Here is a 17,002-nt window from a genome sequence, read left to right on the forward strand (position 1 = left end):
CATAAAAATTGAAAACTAGGCGGACTTCAAGTCCGCTTTTTTATTCCCTTACCTGTAAAATAAGGGATTCTAGTGGTCTTAGTCGTAGATTAATCAGACCTACCTCATTTTCAATATTTAATTCATAATCAGTACTATCGTAAAGTTGTTCCTGCAATTTATATGTATTCCCACCTAACCTCCATTTTTTAATGATTTCAGGTGGAAGCTTAAACTCAATATCATACGATTTTTCAACATCAAAATTGGAAATCACTACCAATTTTTCATCATCGACCCATCGAACATAAGATAGAATCCTATGGTCATAGCCTTCTGTATGTTCTTTGTTATAAAAGTGAATCTCTTGATATTCGCCCATTAAAGCGTCACTAGTTATTGTAAAATTCAAAAGCCGTTTGTAAAAATCTCTGAGGTCTTTTTCATCATCAGTAAGTTGACCTCCATCAAATTTTTTGTTATTTACCCATCTTTGATGGTTTGGAACCCCTATATAATCGAAAATCGAGGTTCTTGTCGGGCTACCAAAACCTGCGTTTTCTTGAGCCGGTTCTCCTACCTCTTGCCCAAAATATATCATGGTCGGTGAGGTACTTAAAGTTGCAGAAACAACCATTGCAGGTTTTGCAATCTCTGCTTTGCCCACAAAGTCTGGGCTTGCAATTCGTTGCTCATCATGGTTTTCAAGAAAATGTAACATATGATGCTCAATATCTTGCATCCCTTTTTGTACAACGGGGATGTGATCTGTCCAACCATGACCCTGCATAATATGTTTTATACTATCATACAGTTCAACTTTATCATAGAGATAATCCATTTTTCCTTTTTGGATGTAATCTCGATACAATTGCGGATTGTAGACCTCGGCCAAAAGAAAAGCCTCAGAATTCTTCATTTTGATAGCTGAGTTCATAAAACTCCAAAACTCAACAGGAACCATTTCAGCCATATCAAAACGGAAACCATCGACACCAAAATCTAACCAGTAAAGTGCTATATCGCGAAACTTTTTCCATGAATCTGGTACATCCTTAGCTTCCCAAAACTCAAAATGTTCTTTGAAGTCTTTTTCGGCATAAGAGTCTGGAAGTTCTTCAAAATCTTTGCTTCCATCTGGTCGAACGCCATAATTGATTTTTACGGTTTCGTACCAATCATTAAAATTGGGTTGAGGTAGTCTTGATCCATTACCTGTCCATTTCGCAGGAACTTCGATAAACATATTATCCTCTAAAGGGTTCGTATTATCTCCTAAAGGAGAGTAGCCGTTTTCCCAATTCGGCACTTTAAATTCTGATCCTGGTATGTAATAGAAATTATTATCCCGTTTATATTCTGAAGAAGTATCATCATCCACCCCGAAATCAGCAATACCCTTAGGGTTGGTAAGTCCTTCGTAGTTTCTAGCAACATGATTAGGCACAATATCAATAAGAACCTTCATATTATGCCGATGCGTTCTATCAATAAGCGCCTTAAACTCTTCAAGTCTCTTATCTGGATCTAAAGCCAAATCAGGATTTACATTGTAATAATCCTTAACAGCGTATGGCGACCCTGCCCTACCTTTTACGACATCGGGATCATCATTTGAAATTCCGAATTCAGTATAATCATTGATTACGGTGTGGTGTGGCACCCCTGTATACCAAATATGGGTAATACCTAAATTTTTAATCTCGGTAAGCGCCTTACCATCAAAATCTTCAAACTTACCTACGCCATTTTCTTCAATAGTTCCCCAAGGTTTGTTTGTAGTGTTTGTATTTCCAAAAAGTCTTGTGAACACTTGATAAACAACTGCCTTTTTCTTCTTCATGATTTTAACTTCATTTTTATTTGAATCTTCATTGGCGCATGCTGCAATTAAAAGAATGATCAAGCTTAATGAAGTCCAAATAGTCTTCTTCATACCTCTACTATCTTACCAGGAATAAGAACTACTCTTTGGTCATTGACCCGAATTGACATTTCTTCTTTGCCGGTCAGCTCAAAGCTTGATTCTTTAGCCGATACCGTTACCTTAATAATTCTATTTCTAAAGTTGATTTTAAAGGAATAAGATTTCCATTGTTCAGGAATTCTTGGGGTAAAATGTAATTTATCATCTAAAATGCGCATACCTCCAAAACCTTCTACTACGCTCATCCAAGTACCGGCCATAGAAGTTATATGAAGTCCTTCTTCGACTTCTTTATTGTAGTCATCAAGGTCTAAACGAGAGGTTCTTAAATAAAACGCATATGCTTGGTCCATTCGGCCTAATTTTGCAGCCTGTATGCTATGGACACAAGGCGACAACGAAGACTCGTGAACCGTAAAAGGCTCATAAAAATCGAAATGCTTTTCTAATTCTTCATTGGAAAAATGATCTTCAAAAAGATAAAAACCCTGCAAAATGTCTGCCTGTTTTATATAAGGTGAGCGCAGAATACGATCCCAACTCCACTTCTGGTTTATGGGTCGTTCAGATGAATCCAAATTATCAACTTTGACCAGTTCTTTATCTAAAAAACCATCTTGTTGTAAAAAGACCTCGTGCTTTTTAGAATAGGGGAAGAACATATTTTCAGCGACCTCTGACCATAAATCGGTTTCGGCTTTGGTAAGTCTGGTTTGCGCAACTATTCTATCATAATCTACTAAATACCCATCTTTTACCTTTTCAAGCTGTTCTAAAGTATATTGAATACACCATTTTGCTAAATAATTGGTATACCAATTGTTGTTGACATTATTTTCATATTCATTGGGGCCTGTTACTCCTAAAATCACATACTTTTTCTTCTTTTTGGAATAATTGGCTCGTTGATGCCAGAATCTAGAAATTCCTATTAAAACCTCTAGTCCCATTTCGGGAATATAACTGTAGTCACCTGTGAAACGGTAGTAATTGTAAACCGCAAAAGCTATAGCCCCATTTCTGTGAATTTCTTCAAAAGTGATTTCCCATTCATTGTGACACTCTTCGCCATTCATGGTTACCATGGGATACAAAGCTGCTCCATTAGAAAAGCCAAGTTTTTCGGCATTTTCTATTGCTTTCTCTAAGTGATTATAACGGTATTCCAATAAATTCCAGGCTACGGTCTGGTTTTTTGTAGCCATATAAAAAGGAAGACAGTATGCTTCAGTATCCCAATACGTACTCCCACCATACTTTTCTCCGGTAAAGCCTTTTGGACCAATATTTAATCTAGAATCTGTTCCTAAATAAGTCTGATTTAATTGAAAAATATTGAATCGAATTCCTTGTTGCGCTTTAACATCACCGGAAATAGTAATATCGCTCATTTCCCATATTTCAGCCCAAGCCTCTTTCTGTTTTTTAAGAAGAGTCTCATAACCAAGTTTTAAAGCTTGGTCTAAAGTTGTATTGGCAGCTTTTACCAGATTATCCGTTTTATAATTTCTAGAAACAGTATACCCCCCGTATTTCACCAGGCTTACTTTCTGATTCTTCTTTAGGGCTTGTTGAAATTCGATAGAAACAAAGTTTTCAGACTTTTCATATTTTGTTGCGACTACTCTGTTTCCTTCTAAAAAAGCCTCCGCCTGCATAAAACTGCAGGTGGCGAAGTTAGTCTTCATAGTATGCGCTTCTATAAAAGCTCTATCATCTTTATAAGAAACATTAGTGGTATTCCAGAACTTATCATCCCAGTTACTGTCCTCATTCTTAATTCCAGAATCCAAATAAGGAATTAGTTTTACATCCGCATCAGAGTTCAATACTTCGAGCGTATACTCGATGGCACCAAGTTCGTCTATGGTCAAGCTCAAAAATCGGGTAGTGGAGACTGAAACTTCTACTCCATTAGGCATTTCGGCAATAAAACTACGTTTATACCAACCTTCTTTCATGTTAAGCTCCCTTTCAAAGTCTTTAACTATTTTACAGGTATTCAAATCTAGTGCTTTCTTATTAACAAAGACATTGATACCTATCCAGTTTGGTGCATTTAAAACCTTAGCAAAATACTCTGGATATCCATTTTTCCACCAACCTACACGGGTCTTATCAGGATAATAAACGCCTGCAATATAACTTCCTTGAAACGTTTCGCCGGAGTAATGCTCCTCAAAATTGGCTCGCTGCCCCATGGCCCCATTTCCAATACTAAAAAGGCTTTCTGAAGATTTAACTCGTTCATAATCAAAGTCTTTTTCTATAATTGACCATTCATCGGGTTGTATATAATCTTGGTTCATCTAAACTTTTGCTAATTTTCTTAAAAAATCTAAATCTATTTCCGTGAAATCGTTAAAATTATAATCTGCTTCTTGTAATATTTTTGCATCTCCTATTCCAATGCTTGTCATATTTCCGGCATTAGCAGCTTCAATACCTGCAACGGCATCTTCAAAAACGATACAATTCTTTGGAGCAACATCTAACTTTTCAGCAGCGATAAGAAAAACTTCTGGGTCTGGCTTCGCCTTTGATACTGAGTTTCCATCTATAATGGTATCAAAATAAGATAACAGATTTACTTTCTCAAGTATGGGTTGCGCATTTTTACTTGCCGAACCCAATGCAATCGGTATGTTGTTCGTTTTTAAAAAATCTAACACTTTGGGTACATCTGGCAAAATTTCGGAAGCATCCATCTTCTCTATATAAGCCAGATAATCTCTATTCTTTTCGACCATCCATGTATCAAACTGTTCTTCTGTTGCCGTTGCATCTGCAAGATTCAAAAGTATATCCAAACATCTTTTTCTACTTACACCTTTGAAAAGTTCGTTGTGCTCTTTGGTAAAATCAAAATTCAACTCTTCTGCCAACTTTTTCCATGCTAAATAGTGGTATTTAGCGGTATCGACAATTACCCCGTCTAGGTCAAAAATAAATCCGACTTTGTGCATGCTCTAAATGTTTGGGCAAACTTAATTAATTGTAGAATTACGTTCTATCAAAGTAGGCTCTAAAATTTTCGTTTGATAGGTCTCTTCCTCTTCTTCACTTTCTATTTTCTGAATCAACATTTCTGCTGATATTTCGCCCATTCTTTCGCCATGCTGGGCAATAGAGGTTAAACTCGGGTTTGCATACTTCGACAATAAGCCATCGGTAAAACCGATAAACGAAATATCATCCGGAATTTTCAAGCCCAGATCCTGCGCTACTTGCATACCATAAATAGAGAAAATCTCATTAACGGTTAGAATAGCGTCGACCTTAGAATTTTTAATGAAATTCTCTATCAATTGACCATCCATTTCCATAGAAGGCATTTTTAGTATCAAATCTTGTTGTTCGCTAACCCCAAAATCTTTTAAGGCTTTTTGATACCCAGTTGTTCTAGCTTTACTCACACTTAAATAATCGTGTGTGGTAATAAGCCCGATGCGTTTTCTTCCTTGTTCAATAAGTTTCTTGGTAGCCAAGTAAGCTCCCATAGCATCGTCAATAATAACCTTATCACATTCGACTTCATTTGTAATTCTATCAAATAAAACTAAAGGTATGCCTTGCTCTGTTACTTCTTTTAAATGATTGTAGTCATTTTCTTTTTGGGTTCCCGAAGATAAGGACATGATAAAACCATCGATACTACCATTAGCAAGAAGTTCCATATTTATGACTTCCTTATCAAAAGACTCATCAGAAAGACATACAATTACATTATAACCTTTAGTATTGGCATATTTTTCAACACCCCGAACCACAGTGGTGAAAAAGTGATGTACAATGTCAGGAATAACGACCCCAATATTTTTTGTACGCTTGTTTTTTAAGCTAATCGCAATGTTATTGGGCTTGTAATTATAAAGTTTTGCAAATGCCTGTATCTTTTCTTTGGTTTCTCTGCTGATTTCCTCACTATTTTTCAGCGCTTTCGAGACTGTGGATATAGAGACTTCAAGTTCTCTAGCTATATGTTTAAGTGTTATTTTTTTTTTGAGCATTTTCCGGTTTTAAAACTTCATAAAAATAGCATACTTTTTGGGTAAAATATCTCTAACATATTAACCTTTAGTTAACGCTTAGGTCACAATTTTATCACCGTTCAAAGTAAATACAATAAAGAACAAAAAAAACATATTTCAAGGTATTTCCACCGAATTTGCATATATTTCGCTCATTATTTATGAATTATGTATTTTCTTTCTTGTTGAATTATCTAGCCCGCAATCACGAGAAGTTATCAACACGAAATCGTTTTCGAAAGCTGGAGTTCTTAAATAACAGGGATTTAACATAATTTTTATATATGTTTAACTCTTGAATTTAAATTAACTAAACTTAAAATTAATTATCTATGAAGATTACGCTACTTAAAAGCTTGTTTTTGTTGGGGGCATTTATTTGCTTTGGAACATTACAGGCACAGACCGTATCGGGTACGGTTTCTGATGCTACAGGTCCTCTGCCGGGAGCTAGTGTAGTTGTTAAAGGAACAACTAACGGTACACAAACGGATTTTGACGGTAACTACACCCTCAATGATGTGGCTTCCGATGCTACACTGGTGTTTAGTTATATTGGTTTTTCCTCACAGGAGATTCCAGTTAACGGCCAAGCAACAATAGATGTTGTCTTGCAGGAAAATGCAAGTGAGCTTGATGAGGTTGTTGTGGTAGGTTATGGTACACAATCTAGAAGAAATTCTGTTGGTGCAGTTGAAAGTGTCAAAGCTGAAGAGTTCAACAAAGGTGTTATTGTGAATCCTCAGCAATTAATACAAGGTAAGACTGCAGGGGTACAGATTTCTGCTTCTACAGGTGAACCAGGTGCAGCTGTGAATGTAAGGATTAGAGGTACAGCTTCAGTGCGTGCAAACAACAACCCGCTTTATGTTGTTGATGGAATACCGCTTAGCGGTGCTAACACTTCTGCTGGAACAGGTGGTGGTACTACCGATATTGGTAGTGCTGCATCATTAGACCCTCTTAGTTTCTTGAATCCTGCAGATATAGCTAGCATCGATATTTTGAAAGATGCTTCCGCAACCGCTATTTATGGTTCTCGTGGTGCCAATGGTGTAGTTCTAATTACTACCAAAAGTGGTCGCTCAACCAAAGGTATCCTCGAGTTCTCTACTACTCTGTCGGTTGGTTATATCCCAAATCAAATAGATGTGCTATCGGCAGATCAATTTTTACAAGCTCAATCTGATTTAGGAGCTACTGGTGCAGATTTTGGGGCCAGAAACAATTTTCAAGATGAAATTTATAGAACTAGTTTTACCCAGAATTATAACCTTTCCTATGGTGCCAGTGGAGAAAATGGTAACTTCAGATTATCGTTTGGTTATCAAGACCAGGGAGGGGAAGTTGAAGATAGTTCATTTGATCGTCTAACAGCACGTATTAATGCATCTCAACGTTTTTTCGATGATAAATTAACCTTTGAGACGCAAGCGACAATTTCTAACATAGAAAGTCAAAGACCTCCAATCTCTGATGACCCTAATGCACGTGGAGATTTATTAGCTACAACTTGGTCATTCAATCCAACTAGACCTATTTTTCTAGATAACGGTAGTTTTAATCAACCAACTTTCGAAACCAGAAACCCTTTAGCTGTCTTAGGTTTGTCACGAAATATTTCGAGTACTTTGAGAGCTTTGATAAGTATTGGAGCTCAATACCAATTTACTGAAAATTTACGTTTCAAAACCACTATTGGTTTAGATAAATCCACATCATCTGCAAATTCAGCGATTTCGGCTTTATTTAATTCTGCCCCTACATTAGGGACTGGTAGAGCTACTTTAAATGAATTTGATTTAACCAATACTACTTGGGAATCTTATTTCAATTATAACAAGTCTTTCGGTGATGACGTATTTGATGCAACTATAGGTCATTCATATCAAGAGTTTGTAACAGAAACTATTTTTATGGAGGCTAACGGTTTTAGAACAAATGACCTTTTACAAATGACCAACAATATCGCATCTGCACAGGTTTTTGCTGCCAACTCAAGTTTAGAGCGAGATGAATTACAATCATTCTTTGCGCGTGGTAACTACTCTATGGACGGAAAGTTTAATTTTTCTGGTACCGTAAGAATAGATGGTTCTTCACGATTTGGTGGTAACAACAAGTATGGTACGTTTGGCGCAGTTGGTGCTTCATGGGAAATGTCTCAAGAAGATTGGTTCCCAAAAGCCTTTGATAGATTTAAGCTTAGATTGGCCTATGGTGTAACTGGTAATCAAGAAGGTTTAGGTTCTAATCAATTTACTCAGCGCACACGATTTAATACAGGAGGTATTGACAATGGTGGTACTTTTAACCCTGGTAGCACTGGTATTGTTGCGTTTGCCAACCCTGACCTTAAGTGGGAAGAAAACGAACAATTCAACATAGGTGTAGATTTTGCATTTTTAGATAACAGAATCAGTGGTTCTTTGGAATATTACAATAAAACCACTTCTGATTTCATTCTTCAAATACAAAGTGCACAACCGGCGGTACAACCTTTCTTTTTCCAGAATATTGATGGAGACATCAAGAATACTGGTGCTGAACTAAGTCTAAATGTTATCCCTGTTGAAACAGAAGATTTTGTTTGGGATTTTAATGTTAACATTGGCTATAACAATAATATAGTTCAGAATTATGATGGTCCTGCTTTAGATACAGGTCAAATCAACGGTCCTGGTCTAACTGGTGCTTTTGCACAAAGAATTGCTAACGACCAGCCATTATTTAGCTTTTTCGTAAGGGATTGGCAAGGTATTGATTCAGCAACTGGTGGAAACATATTTGGTAATGAAGGCTCGCAAGTATTTGTTGGAGAGAGTGCATTACCTGACGTAACCTTGGGTATCACCCAAAATTTCAAATATAAAAATTGGGATATGAGTATTTTCTTCAATGGTTTGTTTGGACAATCTGTGTATAACAATAACAGAAATGCCTTCTTTACTATTGGTAACTTATCTCAAGGTAGAAATGTAACAACTGATGTTTTACCATTTGTTGGTGTTGAAAATCCTTTTAACCCTGCAGAAGTTTCAACAAGATTTTTGGAAGATGGTTCTTTCTTAAGATTACAGAATGTCACAATAGGACATAATTTTCCATTGTCTGAGAGCAGTATTTTCAGTAATCTTAGAGTATTCGCCAATGCCCAAAATTTATTTGTTATTACAGATTATAGCGGTCAAGACCCAGAAGTTTCGGTTAACAGAGCTATCGGTAATGTACCTTCTTTGGGTATTGATTTAACAGCATTTCCTAGACCAACAACAATTTCTTTAGGCTTTAATGCTAGTTTTTAATAAAAAAAATTCAAAATGATGAGAAAAAAAATGATTAGTAAAAGATTTGTGAAGTATTTTGGTATAGCTAGTGCCTTTATACTTGCACAAGCATGTACAGATTTAGAGCCAACTTTCGGCGATTCTGTAGAAATTGAATCTGGTGAAGAAGGTTCCTTTGGGGGTGTAGGTAATACTACCAACGCTCTTGCCGCCCTGTATGATAATATCGAAAATATGGGTGACCAAGCCAATGAGTACGCCCTTATGGAAGTTAGCGCCGATGGTATTGCAGTTTTAACCAGAGGTGTAGACTGGAGTGATAATGGTATCTGGCGTACATTGCACGCACATACTTGGGACGCTCAACATGGCTATGTACGTAATGCATGGAACAATCGTAACTCGCAAGTTCTAGCCGCCACACAATTATTGGATCCTGCTTCAGGAGCAGCACCTGCCGTCGCCGCGCAAGCGAGAGTATTAAGAGCATTCAATATGTTCTGGATTTTAGACTGGTTTGGTAAAGTACCTTTCAGGGGCGTAAATGACGGGGTAGATGTAAATCCTGAAGTTTTAGAGGCACAAGCAGCGTTTGATTTTATCTTGAACGATTTAGATACTGCTATTTCTGGTGGTAACTTATCAGCTCATGGACCTGAAGAAGTTTTCTTAGCAGGCGAGGCAATGGCTTTGATGTTAAGGGCTAAACTTCAATTAAATGCTGAAGCGTTTACGGGTACAGCTGGAAATATGAATTCCGTAATTGCGGATGTAAATGCAATTGAAGCATTAGGTTACTCCTTAGATCCAGGTACCGGGCCAAACGGTTACTTTGATATTTGGGATCTTGACGCTGGTAATACAGAGGTTATATGGGCATTAGATACATTCACCGGTAATAGAGTGTTTAACATGTTGCATCCAAACCAAACAGGATGGAATGGTTTTGTAACCTTAACAGAAAATTTCCAGTTATTTGGAACGGAAGACCCTGCAGAAGACGCTCGTGTTGGTGTACCAAGTGATCAAGTTAACGGTGTTACCGTTGGTTATCTGAGAGGTCAGCAATTAGCGTCTGACGGAACTCCTTTAACTGACCGCCAAAACAATCCTTTGGTTTATGAAGTTGCTCCTTTACAAAGTTTAGAAGTTAATAATGAAAGAACAGGCGTGAGAGTCATTAAATATCCTCAAAGAAATGCGGATGGTTTTCCTGCTCCATCAAATGCCGCTGTATTCTTTAGATATGGTGATGCTGTTTTAATGCGTGCAGAAGCAACGCTTAGAGGTGGCACTGGCGGACCAGATGCTCTCGCCGATGTAAACGCCATTAGAACTAGAGCAAATGCAGCACCACTTGGGTCTGTATCTCTTGATGATATGCTTGATATAAGAATGCGTGAATTAAACGCCGAGAACTGGAGAAGACAAGATCAGGTTAGATTTGGCACATTCGCCAATACTTGGTCGCTTAAGAATGTAACCGAGGATTTTAGAAGAAAATTCCCAATTCCCGCAGACGCATTGGCAACAAACCCTAATTTAACTCAAAACGAAGGGTACTAATATTTTAATTTTAATATTAAGAAAAAGGGCTTCATATGAAGCCCTTTTTTATTTTTATATTAGCAAATGATTAAAATAGATATCAATAGAGTCTCTCATTTTAAAGAGTTTTTACCAACAAAATTTTGTAGATTTTTACTATCAATCAAAACTTAATACTCTCGATTTCCAACTTATTACCGATTAATTTATTAGAAAAAAGTAGATTTTCATGTTGAAAAAAATACCTTACTTCTGCCTCATGCTTATAACCCTTCTTAGCTGTAAAAACGGTGTAGAGAAAAAAAAAGCACAAAACACAGAAACTTCATTATTTTCAAAACTGGAAGCCCAAACTACTGGTATAGACTTCACAAATACTATTGAAAACGAAGAAGGTTTCAATATTTTTCTATATCGTAATTTTTACAATGGCGGGGGTGTCGCCATTGGCGATATAAACAATGATGGCCTGCCAGATATATACCTTACTTCGAACAGAAAGAAGAACAAATTGTATCTAAACAAAGGGAATTTTAATTTTGAGGATATAACCGAAAAGGCAGGTGTCCTGGGCACCAAAGCTTGGTCTACAGGAGTTGTGTTTGTAGATATTAATGCAGATGGTTTTTTAGATATATACGTTTGTAATGCAGGTAACATTAAAGGTGATGATCAAAAAAATGAGTTGTTTATCAATAATGGCGATTTATCATTTACCGAAAAAGCTGAAGAATATAACCTAGCTGATAGTGGCCTTACAACACATGCTGCTTTTTTTGATTATGATAAAGATGGTGATTTAGATATGTATATTCTAAACAATAGCTTTATACCAGTTGCCAGTTTGGGATATGAAAACAAACGCCATGTTAGGGCCAAAGATTGGAATGTACCTGAAAAATTGAAAGGTGGTGGCGATAAGTTATTAAGGAACGACAATGGTGTTTTTATAGATGTAAGTGAAGAAGCAAAAATATATGGAAGTCTCATTGGTTTTGGTTTAGGCGTAACCGTTGGTGACATAAACAATGACTTATATCCTGATATATATGTCTCAAATGACTTCTTTGAACATGACTATCTCTATATAAACAATCAAGATGGAACTTTTACTGAAGACATTAAAAATTGGACAAATCATTTAAGTTTGTTTTCAATGGGCGCGGATATGGCCGACATTAATAATGATGGTAGAGCTGACATTTTTGTTACGGATATGTTGCCCGAAGGTGATGAAAGACTTAAGACCACTACTAATTTTGAAACATATGATACCTATCAGCTTAAATTAAGAAATGATTACTACCATCAACACATGCAAAATACTTTGCAATTGAATCAAGGTAATACTTTTGCGGAGGTTGCAAATTATAGCGGTGTTTCTAATACAGATTGGAGCTGGGGAGCATTACTTTTTGATATGGACAATGATGGTTTTCGTGATATTTTTGTTAGTAACGGTATTTATCATGACTTAACGAATCAAGATTTTATCGATTTTTTTGAAGATGTAACCAGACAACAAACCGCTATAAGCGGCAGTAAAGATGAAAAACAAAAGGTAATAGACGCTATGCCTTCAGTTCCAATAGCTAACTATGCTTTCAAGAACAACAAAAATCTATCTTTTACGAATAAAGCAGTTGATTGGGGTTTAGCTACACCCAGTTTTTCCAATGGATCTTCATACGGAGATCTTGATAATGACGGCGACCTTGATTTAATAATAAACAATGTAAATCAAGAAGTATTTGTTTATAGGAACAATAGTGAAAAATTAGGTAATAGCTATATTAAACTAAAATTAAAAGGTCAAGGCAAGAATACATTTGCAATCGGCAGTGTAGTAGAGCTCTTTATTGGGAGCGATATAATTAGACATGAATTGATGCCCTCTCGTGGTTTTCAATCATCCGTTGACTATACAATCACTTTGGGATTGGGCAAGAATAAAGAAATAGATTCGTTAAGGATTATTTGGCCCAATGATAAAGTCCAAATACTAAAAAATCCCACTTTAAATCAAGTCTTGTCGTTTAATCAAGAGGAGGCAAACTTAAATTATAACATAGTAAAACCAAAAACTAAGTCCCTGTTAAAAGAAATTGAAAACAATTTTTCAAAACACATTGAAAATAGACATGTAGATTTCGATTATGAGGGTTTAATATCAAAAATGCTTTCACAAGAAGGACCGGCTATTGCAATAGCTGATATTGATGGTGATGGTAATGAAGATGTTTTTATTGGAGGTTCTAAAGGGCAGGTAGCAAAATTTTATTTACACATGGGTAATGGAAAGCTAGTCCCTAAAAAAACTTTAAATATATTTCGTGAGGATCGTTCGTTTGAAGATGTGGCAGCTAACTTTTTTGATGCGGACAATGATGGTGATGCAGATTTAATGGTAGGTTCTGGAGGTAACAATCCAAATGAGCCAAATGAATATTTAAACAGGCTATACTTAAATGATGGGAAGGGTAATTTTAGCAAAAGCCCAAATCCTATACCAAGCCTTAAACAAAACGTCTCTGATATATTACCATATGATTTTGATGATGATGGCGATATTGACATTATCATTACTAGCAGAAGTGTGCCAGGTATATATGGTATAAATCCGCAACACTTATTTCTAGAAAATATGGGAGACAACAATTTTTCTGATGTAACTGAAAATAGAGCCTTTGTTTTAAAAGATATTGGAATGATAACATCTGCGGAATGGGCTGACATTAATCAAGATTCAAAAAAAGACTTAGTTGTTGTAACCGATTGGGGAGCACCAAAAATATTTACAAACAATGGTCGCCGTTTAAGGCAACTAAAAACAAATTTAGATAGCTTAAACGGTTGGTGGAATGTTGTTAAACCAGTTGATATTGATAAGGATGGAGACATAGATTTAATTTTGGGCAATAGTGGTAGCAACATTGTATACAAGGTTTCCGATCAAAATTCTGCTAAAATCTATATTAATGATTTTGATGAAAATGGTACAATAGAACAAATCATGACCCAAAGTATAGATGGTAAAGATTTTCCTATAATTCTAAAGCGAGAACTAACAAATCAAATTGTTTCACTAAAAAAAGAAAATTTAAAATTTTCTGACTATGCCAAAAAAAGCATTGACCAACTTTTTTCCGAAGAAATCCTTAATAATACTATTATTAAGACTGTAAATACTATGGAAAGCGTAATTGCTATAAATAATGGAGAAGGGAATTTTTATATTAAGGAACTCCCGCAACAAGTACAGTACTCCTGCGTATGCGCCATTAATTGTACTGATATAAATAAAGATGGTAATATTGATATCATTCTAGGGGGCAATAATTATGACCTTAAACCACAATACTCCAGACAAGATTCAAGTTACGGCGATGTAATTTTAGGCTCAGATAATGGGAGTTACGAATGGCTCCCTAATATTAAATCAGGTTTTTTTCAAAAAGGAGAAATAAAGCATATCGCCTCTTTCAAAGATGCCGACAAAAATAACTTCCTCTTTGTAGCAAGAAACAATGATACGCCAATAACCTACAAATTCAATTAAATTCTTTCGGGTTTTGAGCTTTCTTCGTTATAAATAAATGTAAACGTTTACATTTTATTCGTATGTTTATCAAAACTTATTATGCTAAATAAATTGTCCACTTATGGTATAGTATGCCTTGTATTTATAGGAATACTTTTAAATTTCATTTCGCCGGCATTAGCTTTAGGTATTGGTATGTTAAGTGGTATTTTTAAACTGGCCAATGAAGATTTGGTATCTAAAAATAAACCTTTCCAAAAATACCTTCTTCAGGCATCTGTAGTAGGTTTAGGATTTGGCATTCATGTTAAGCAAGCCGTTGAGATAGGCTCAAACAGCTTTTTTATTACGCTCATTACAATAGTCTTTGTATTTATTGTGGCATTTGCAATTGGTAGATTACTAAAATCAGATAGAATTACAACAATATTGGTAGCCTCAGGCACAGCAATTTGCGGAGGTAGCGCAATAGCTGCTGTTAGTCCGAGCATTAAGGCAAATTCCAACCAAACATCAATATCATTGGCGATTGTGTTTTTGCTAAATGCTTTAGCATTATTCATTTTTCCTTCAATAGGCCATTATTTTAATCTCAATCAAGAACAATTTGGATTATGGTCGGCCATAGCTATACATGATACTAGTTCGGTAGTAGGTGCTGCAGAATTATTTGGTGAAGAAGCATTGAATATTGCAACTACTACAAAATTGGTAAGAACTTTATGGATTATTCCTTTGGTATTAATCATCTCCTTTGGAACTGATTCTAAAAAAAAGATTCAATTCCCTTGGTTTATTTTTGGCTTTCTAGTCGCCATGATAATAGCCTCATATATTCCCCAAATACAAGATATAAACCATCACATAGTTTGGGGTGCCAGAAAACTACTGATTTTCACTCTTTTTCTAATCGGTCTTCAAATCAATATTTCTCAAATAAAAAAGCTAGGATTCAGCATTTTAATAGTGGCGGTACTAACTTGGCTTATCTTAGCCATTATTTCCTTGGCATACATTGTCAATTATTTTTAAAAGCCAAATAGTTTATAGAATTATAATAAGTAATGGCAGGAATAAAGGACATAGCGAAAAAAACTGGACTATCAGTTGCAACAGTTTCTAGGGTCTTAAATAATAGTGCTTTAGTATCTAAAGACACAAAGGATAAAGTGCTTAAAGCTGCCAAAAAGCTTGACTATCAACCCAACCTCATGGCCGCTGCATTAAGAAGCGGAAAAAGTAAAATTATTGGGGTAGTTGTCCCGGAAATAAACAATTCTTTTTTTAGCAAAATTATAAACGGGATTGAACAAAAAGCCAACGCTCATAATTATACCATTATTATAGCCCAATCCCGTGAGTCCAAAGAAAAGGAAACTAAGGCCATTCAGTCTTTAATTCAATCAAAAGTAGACGGGATATTAATATCAATTTCAAAAGAAACCGATGATTTTGATATTATTCATAGTTTAAAATCAAATGGCATGCCAATTGTTTTTTTTGATAGACCCCCCCCTGTAAAAAACGTAAATGAAGTAGTTTTTGATGATTATAAGGGTGCCTACATCGCTACGGAACACCTAATTAAACAAGGCTGTAAGAGCATAATACATATTGCTGGAGAACCAAAAGTTTCTATTCATAGAAAAAGGAAGAACGGATTTATGGATGCACTTAAAAAGAATAGTTATTCCTTAAGCGAATCTTCTATTATCTACCTGAGCATGAACGAGTCTGAAGATACCAAAACAATTCAAAAACTATACAAGAGCCAAAATTCTTTTGATGGGATTTTTGCCCATGGTGACGAAAGCTGTCTTTATCTTTTAAACATCTTAAAAACAATTGCAGTAGATGTTCCAAAAAATGTAAAAATGATTGGTTTTGGCAACAAGAAATTCAGTAGATTAACACAACCTAAGCTAAGCACAATTGATCAAAGATGTCTTGAAATGGGTGAAATAGCTACTTCTAGGGTTTTAGAGTTATTAAAACCAAAAAATGAGATTTCTGTTAAAACAAAAATCCTTTCTCCAAAATTGGTTATAAGAAAATCTTCTTTTGACTAAAATTTTAAAAGTTGTGAAATCTGTTTATGTAGTGTTTCTGCCGTTTCAGTATTTACCGTATTAGACTTAGCATCAAGTAATTTATATATTGATGAAATGGGGTTCTTGTTAGAATGCACATGTATGCCCAAATGATTTAACACATCGGCAAGGTGATCCATTCCCCTTAAATTTCCTGCCCTTCCTGAAGCAATACCAGTAATACAGGCTTTTTTATCACTAAAACTATTTTTGTATTCTCTTACGGACATTGAATCTAAGATCAACTTTACTATGCCTGGATAACTCCCATTATATTCAGGCACAAAAAACCAGAATTTAGATGCAGGTATAAAATAAGTATCTTGAATGTGTTGTATAGTTTTTGGTTGATCAGAGTCCTTATACATGGTCTCGCTTACTACACTTCCATCTATAGTGGATAAATCTAAAAATAGCACCTTTTCATCAGTTATTTTTTGGAGCGCTTCGTAAGCATATTTGGCAAAGTGAAGTGTCTTATTATTACTTCTATTAGAGCCTGAGATAATTGTAATCATTAATTACGTTTTAATCATTCGTAAATCGTGTCGTAAAATTAGTTTATTTTTTAATGTAAACGTTTACATTTTGAATTATTT

10 protein-coding genes are annotated in these 17,002 nt (G+C 35.6%); 5 read left to right on the top strand and 5 right to left on the bottom strand.

Annotated features, from left to right (window positions below):
* Positions 1-40 precede the first annotated feature (40 nt).
* From ACZ1GR_RS07950 to ACZ1GR_RS07965, 4 genes are read right to left on the bottom strand one after another with little or no spacing between them, the layout of a single operon-like run.
* Complete coding sequence (locus ACZ1GR_RS07950; protein ID WP_472611610.1) at positions 41-1,915, bottom strand: alpha-amylase family protein; 1,875 nt, start codon at positions 1,913-1,915, stop codon at positions 41-43.
* The gene (locus ACZ1GR_RS07955; protein WP_472611611.1) at positions 1,912-4,215 is read right to left on the bottom strand and encodes a glycoside hydrolase family 65 protein; all 2,304 of its coding nucleotides are present in this window, start codon (positions 4,213-4,215) and stop codon (positions 1,912-1,914) included. Before ACZ1GR_RS07955 ends, ACZ1GR_RS07950 begins: the two co-directional genes overlap by 4 nt.
* Positions 4,216-4,872: a beta-phosphoglucomutase gene (pgmB, locus tag ACZ1GR_RS07960; RefSeq protein ID WP_472611612.1), complete on the bottom strand. Its 657-nt coding sequence runs from the start codon at positions 4,870-4,872 to the stop codon at positions 4,216-4,218.
* Between the two features lie 21 nt (positions 4,873-4,893).
* Complete coding sequence (locus ACZ1GR_RS07965; RefSeq protein ID WP_472611613.1) at positions 4,894-5,916, bottom strand: LacI family DNA-binding transcriptional regulator; 1,023 nt, start codon at positions 5,914-5,916, stop codon at positions 4,894-4,896.
* 353 nt (positions 5,917-6,269) lie between these two features.
* Here ACZ1GR_RS07965 and ACZ1GR_RS07970 point away from each other — a divergent pair, with 353 nt between their 5' ends.
* From ACZ1GR_RS07970 to ACZ1GR_RS07990, 5 genes are all read left to right on the top strand, one after another.
* Positions 6,270-9,242 carry a SusC/RagA family TonB-linked outer membrane protein gene (locus ACZ1GR_RS07970; protein WP_472611614.1) on the top strand — a complete coding sequence of 991 codons (2,973 nt, stop codon included), beginning with the start codon at positions 6,270-6,272 and terminating at the stop codon, positions 9,240-9,242.
* A gap of 15 nt (positions 9,243-9,257) precedes the next feature.
* Entirely contained in the window at positions 9,258-10,790 is a 1,533-nt protein-coding gene (locus ACZ1GR_RS07975; RefSeq protein WP_472611615.1) for a RagB/SusD family nutrient uptake outer membrane protein, read from the top strand.
* Between the two features lie 241 nt (positions 10,791-11,031).
* On the top strand, positions 11,032-14,331 hold the full coding sequence (locus tag ACZ1GR_RS07980) for a VCBS repeat-containing protein (protein WP_472611616.1): 3,300 nt from the start codon (positions 11,032-11,034) through the stop codon (positions 14,329-14,331).
* 81 nt (positions 14,332-14,412) lie between these two features.
* Positions 14,413-15,345 carry a YeiH family protein gene (locus ACZ1GR_RS07985; protein ID WP_472611617.1) on the top strand — a complete coding sequence of 311 codons (933 nt, stop codon included), beginning with the start codon at positions 14,413-14,415 and terminating at the stop codon, positions 15,343-15,345.
* A gap of 32 nt (positions 15,346-15,377) precedes the next feature.
* Complete coding sequence (locus ACZ1GR_RS07990) at positions 15,378-16,382, top strand: LacI family DNA-binding transcriptional regulator (protein ID WP_472611618.1); 1,005 nt, start codon at positions 15,378-15,380, stop codon at positions 16,380-16,382.
* Here the strand turns inward: ACZ1GR_RS07990 and ACZ1GR_RS07995 are convergent.
* The gene (locus ACZ1GR_RS07995; protein ID WP_472611619.1) at positions 16,379-16,921 is read right to left on the bottom strand and encodes an NADPH-dependent FMN reductase; all 543 of its coding nucleotides are present in this window, start codon (positions 16,919-16,921) and stop codon (positions 16,379-16,381) included. The two genes, ACZ1GR_RS07990 and ACZ1GR_RS07995, sit on opposite strands and share 4 nt — an antisense overlap.
* Between the last annotated feature and the right edge of the window lie 81 nt (positions 16,922-17,002).

The sequence above is a fragment of the Croceitalea sp. W27 genome, from assembly GCF_055693185.1.

Coding starts and splice junctions, on each gene's coding strand:
- ACZ1GR_RS07980 (WP_472611616.1), top strand. CDS start 11,032: ATGCTTATAACCCTTCTTAGCTGTAAAAACGGTGTAGAGAAAAAAAAA.
- ACZ1GR_RS07975 (WP_472611615.1), top strand. CDS start 9,258: ATGATGAGAAAAAAAATGATTAGTAAAAGATTTGTGAAGTATTTTGGT.
- ACZ1GR_RS07970 (WP_472611614.1), top strand. CDS start 6,270: ATGAAGATTACGCTACTTAAAAGCTTGTTTTTGTTGGGGGCATTTATT.
- ACZ1GR_RS07950 (WP_472611610.1), bottom strand. CDS start 1,915: ATGAAGAAGACTATTTGGACTTCATTAAGCTTGATCATTCTTTTAATT.
- ACZ1GR_RS07955 (WP_472611611.1), bottom strand. CDS start 4,215: ATGAACCAAGATTATATACAACCCGATGAATGGTCAATTATAGAAAAA.
- ACZ1GR_RS07990 (WP_472611618.1), top strand. CDS start 15,378: ATGGCAGGAATAAAGGACATAGCGAAAAAAACTGGACTATCAGTTGCA.
- pgmB (WP_472611612.1), bottom strand. CDS start 4,872: ATGCACAAAGTCGGATTTATTTTTGACCTAGACGGGGTAATTGTCGAT.
- ACZ1GR_RS07965 (WP_472611613.1), bottom strand. CDS start 5,916: ATGCTCAAAAAAAAAATAACACTTAAACATATAGCTAGAGAACTTGAA.
- ACZ1GR_RS07995 (WP_472611619.1), bottom strand. CDS start 16,921: ATGATTACAATTATCTCAGGCTCTAATAGAAGTAATAATAAGACACTT.
- ACZ1GR_RS07985 (WP_472611617.1), top strand. CDS start 14,413: ATGCTAAATAAATTGTCCACTTATGGTATAGTATGCCTTGTATTTATA.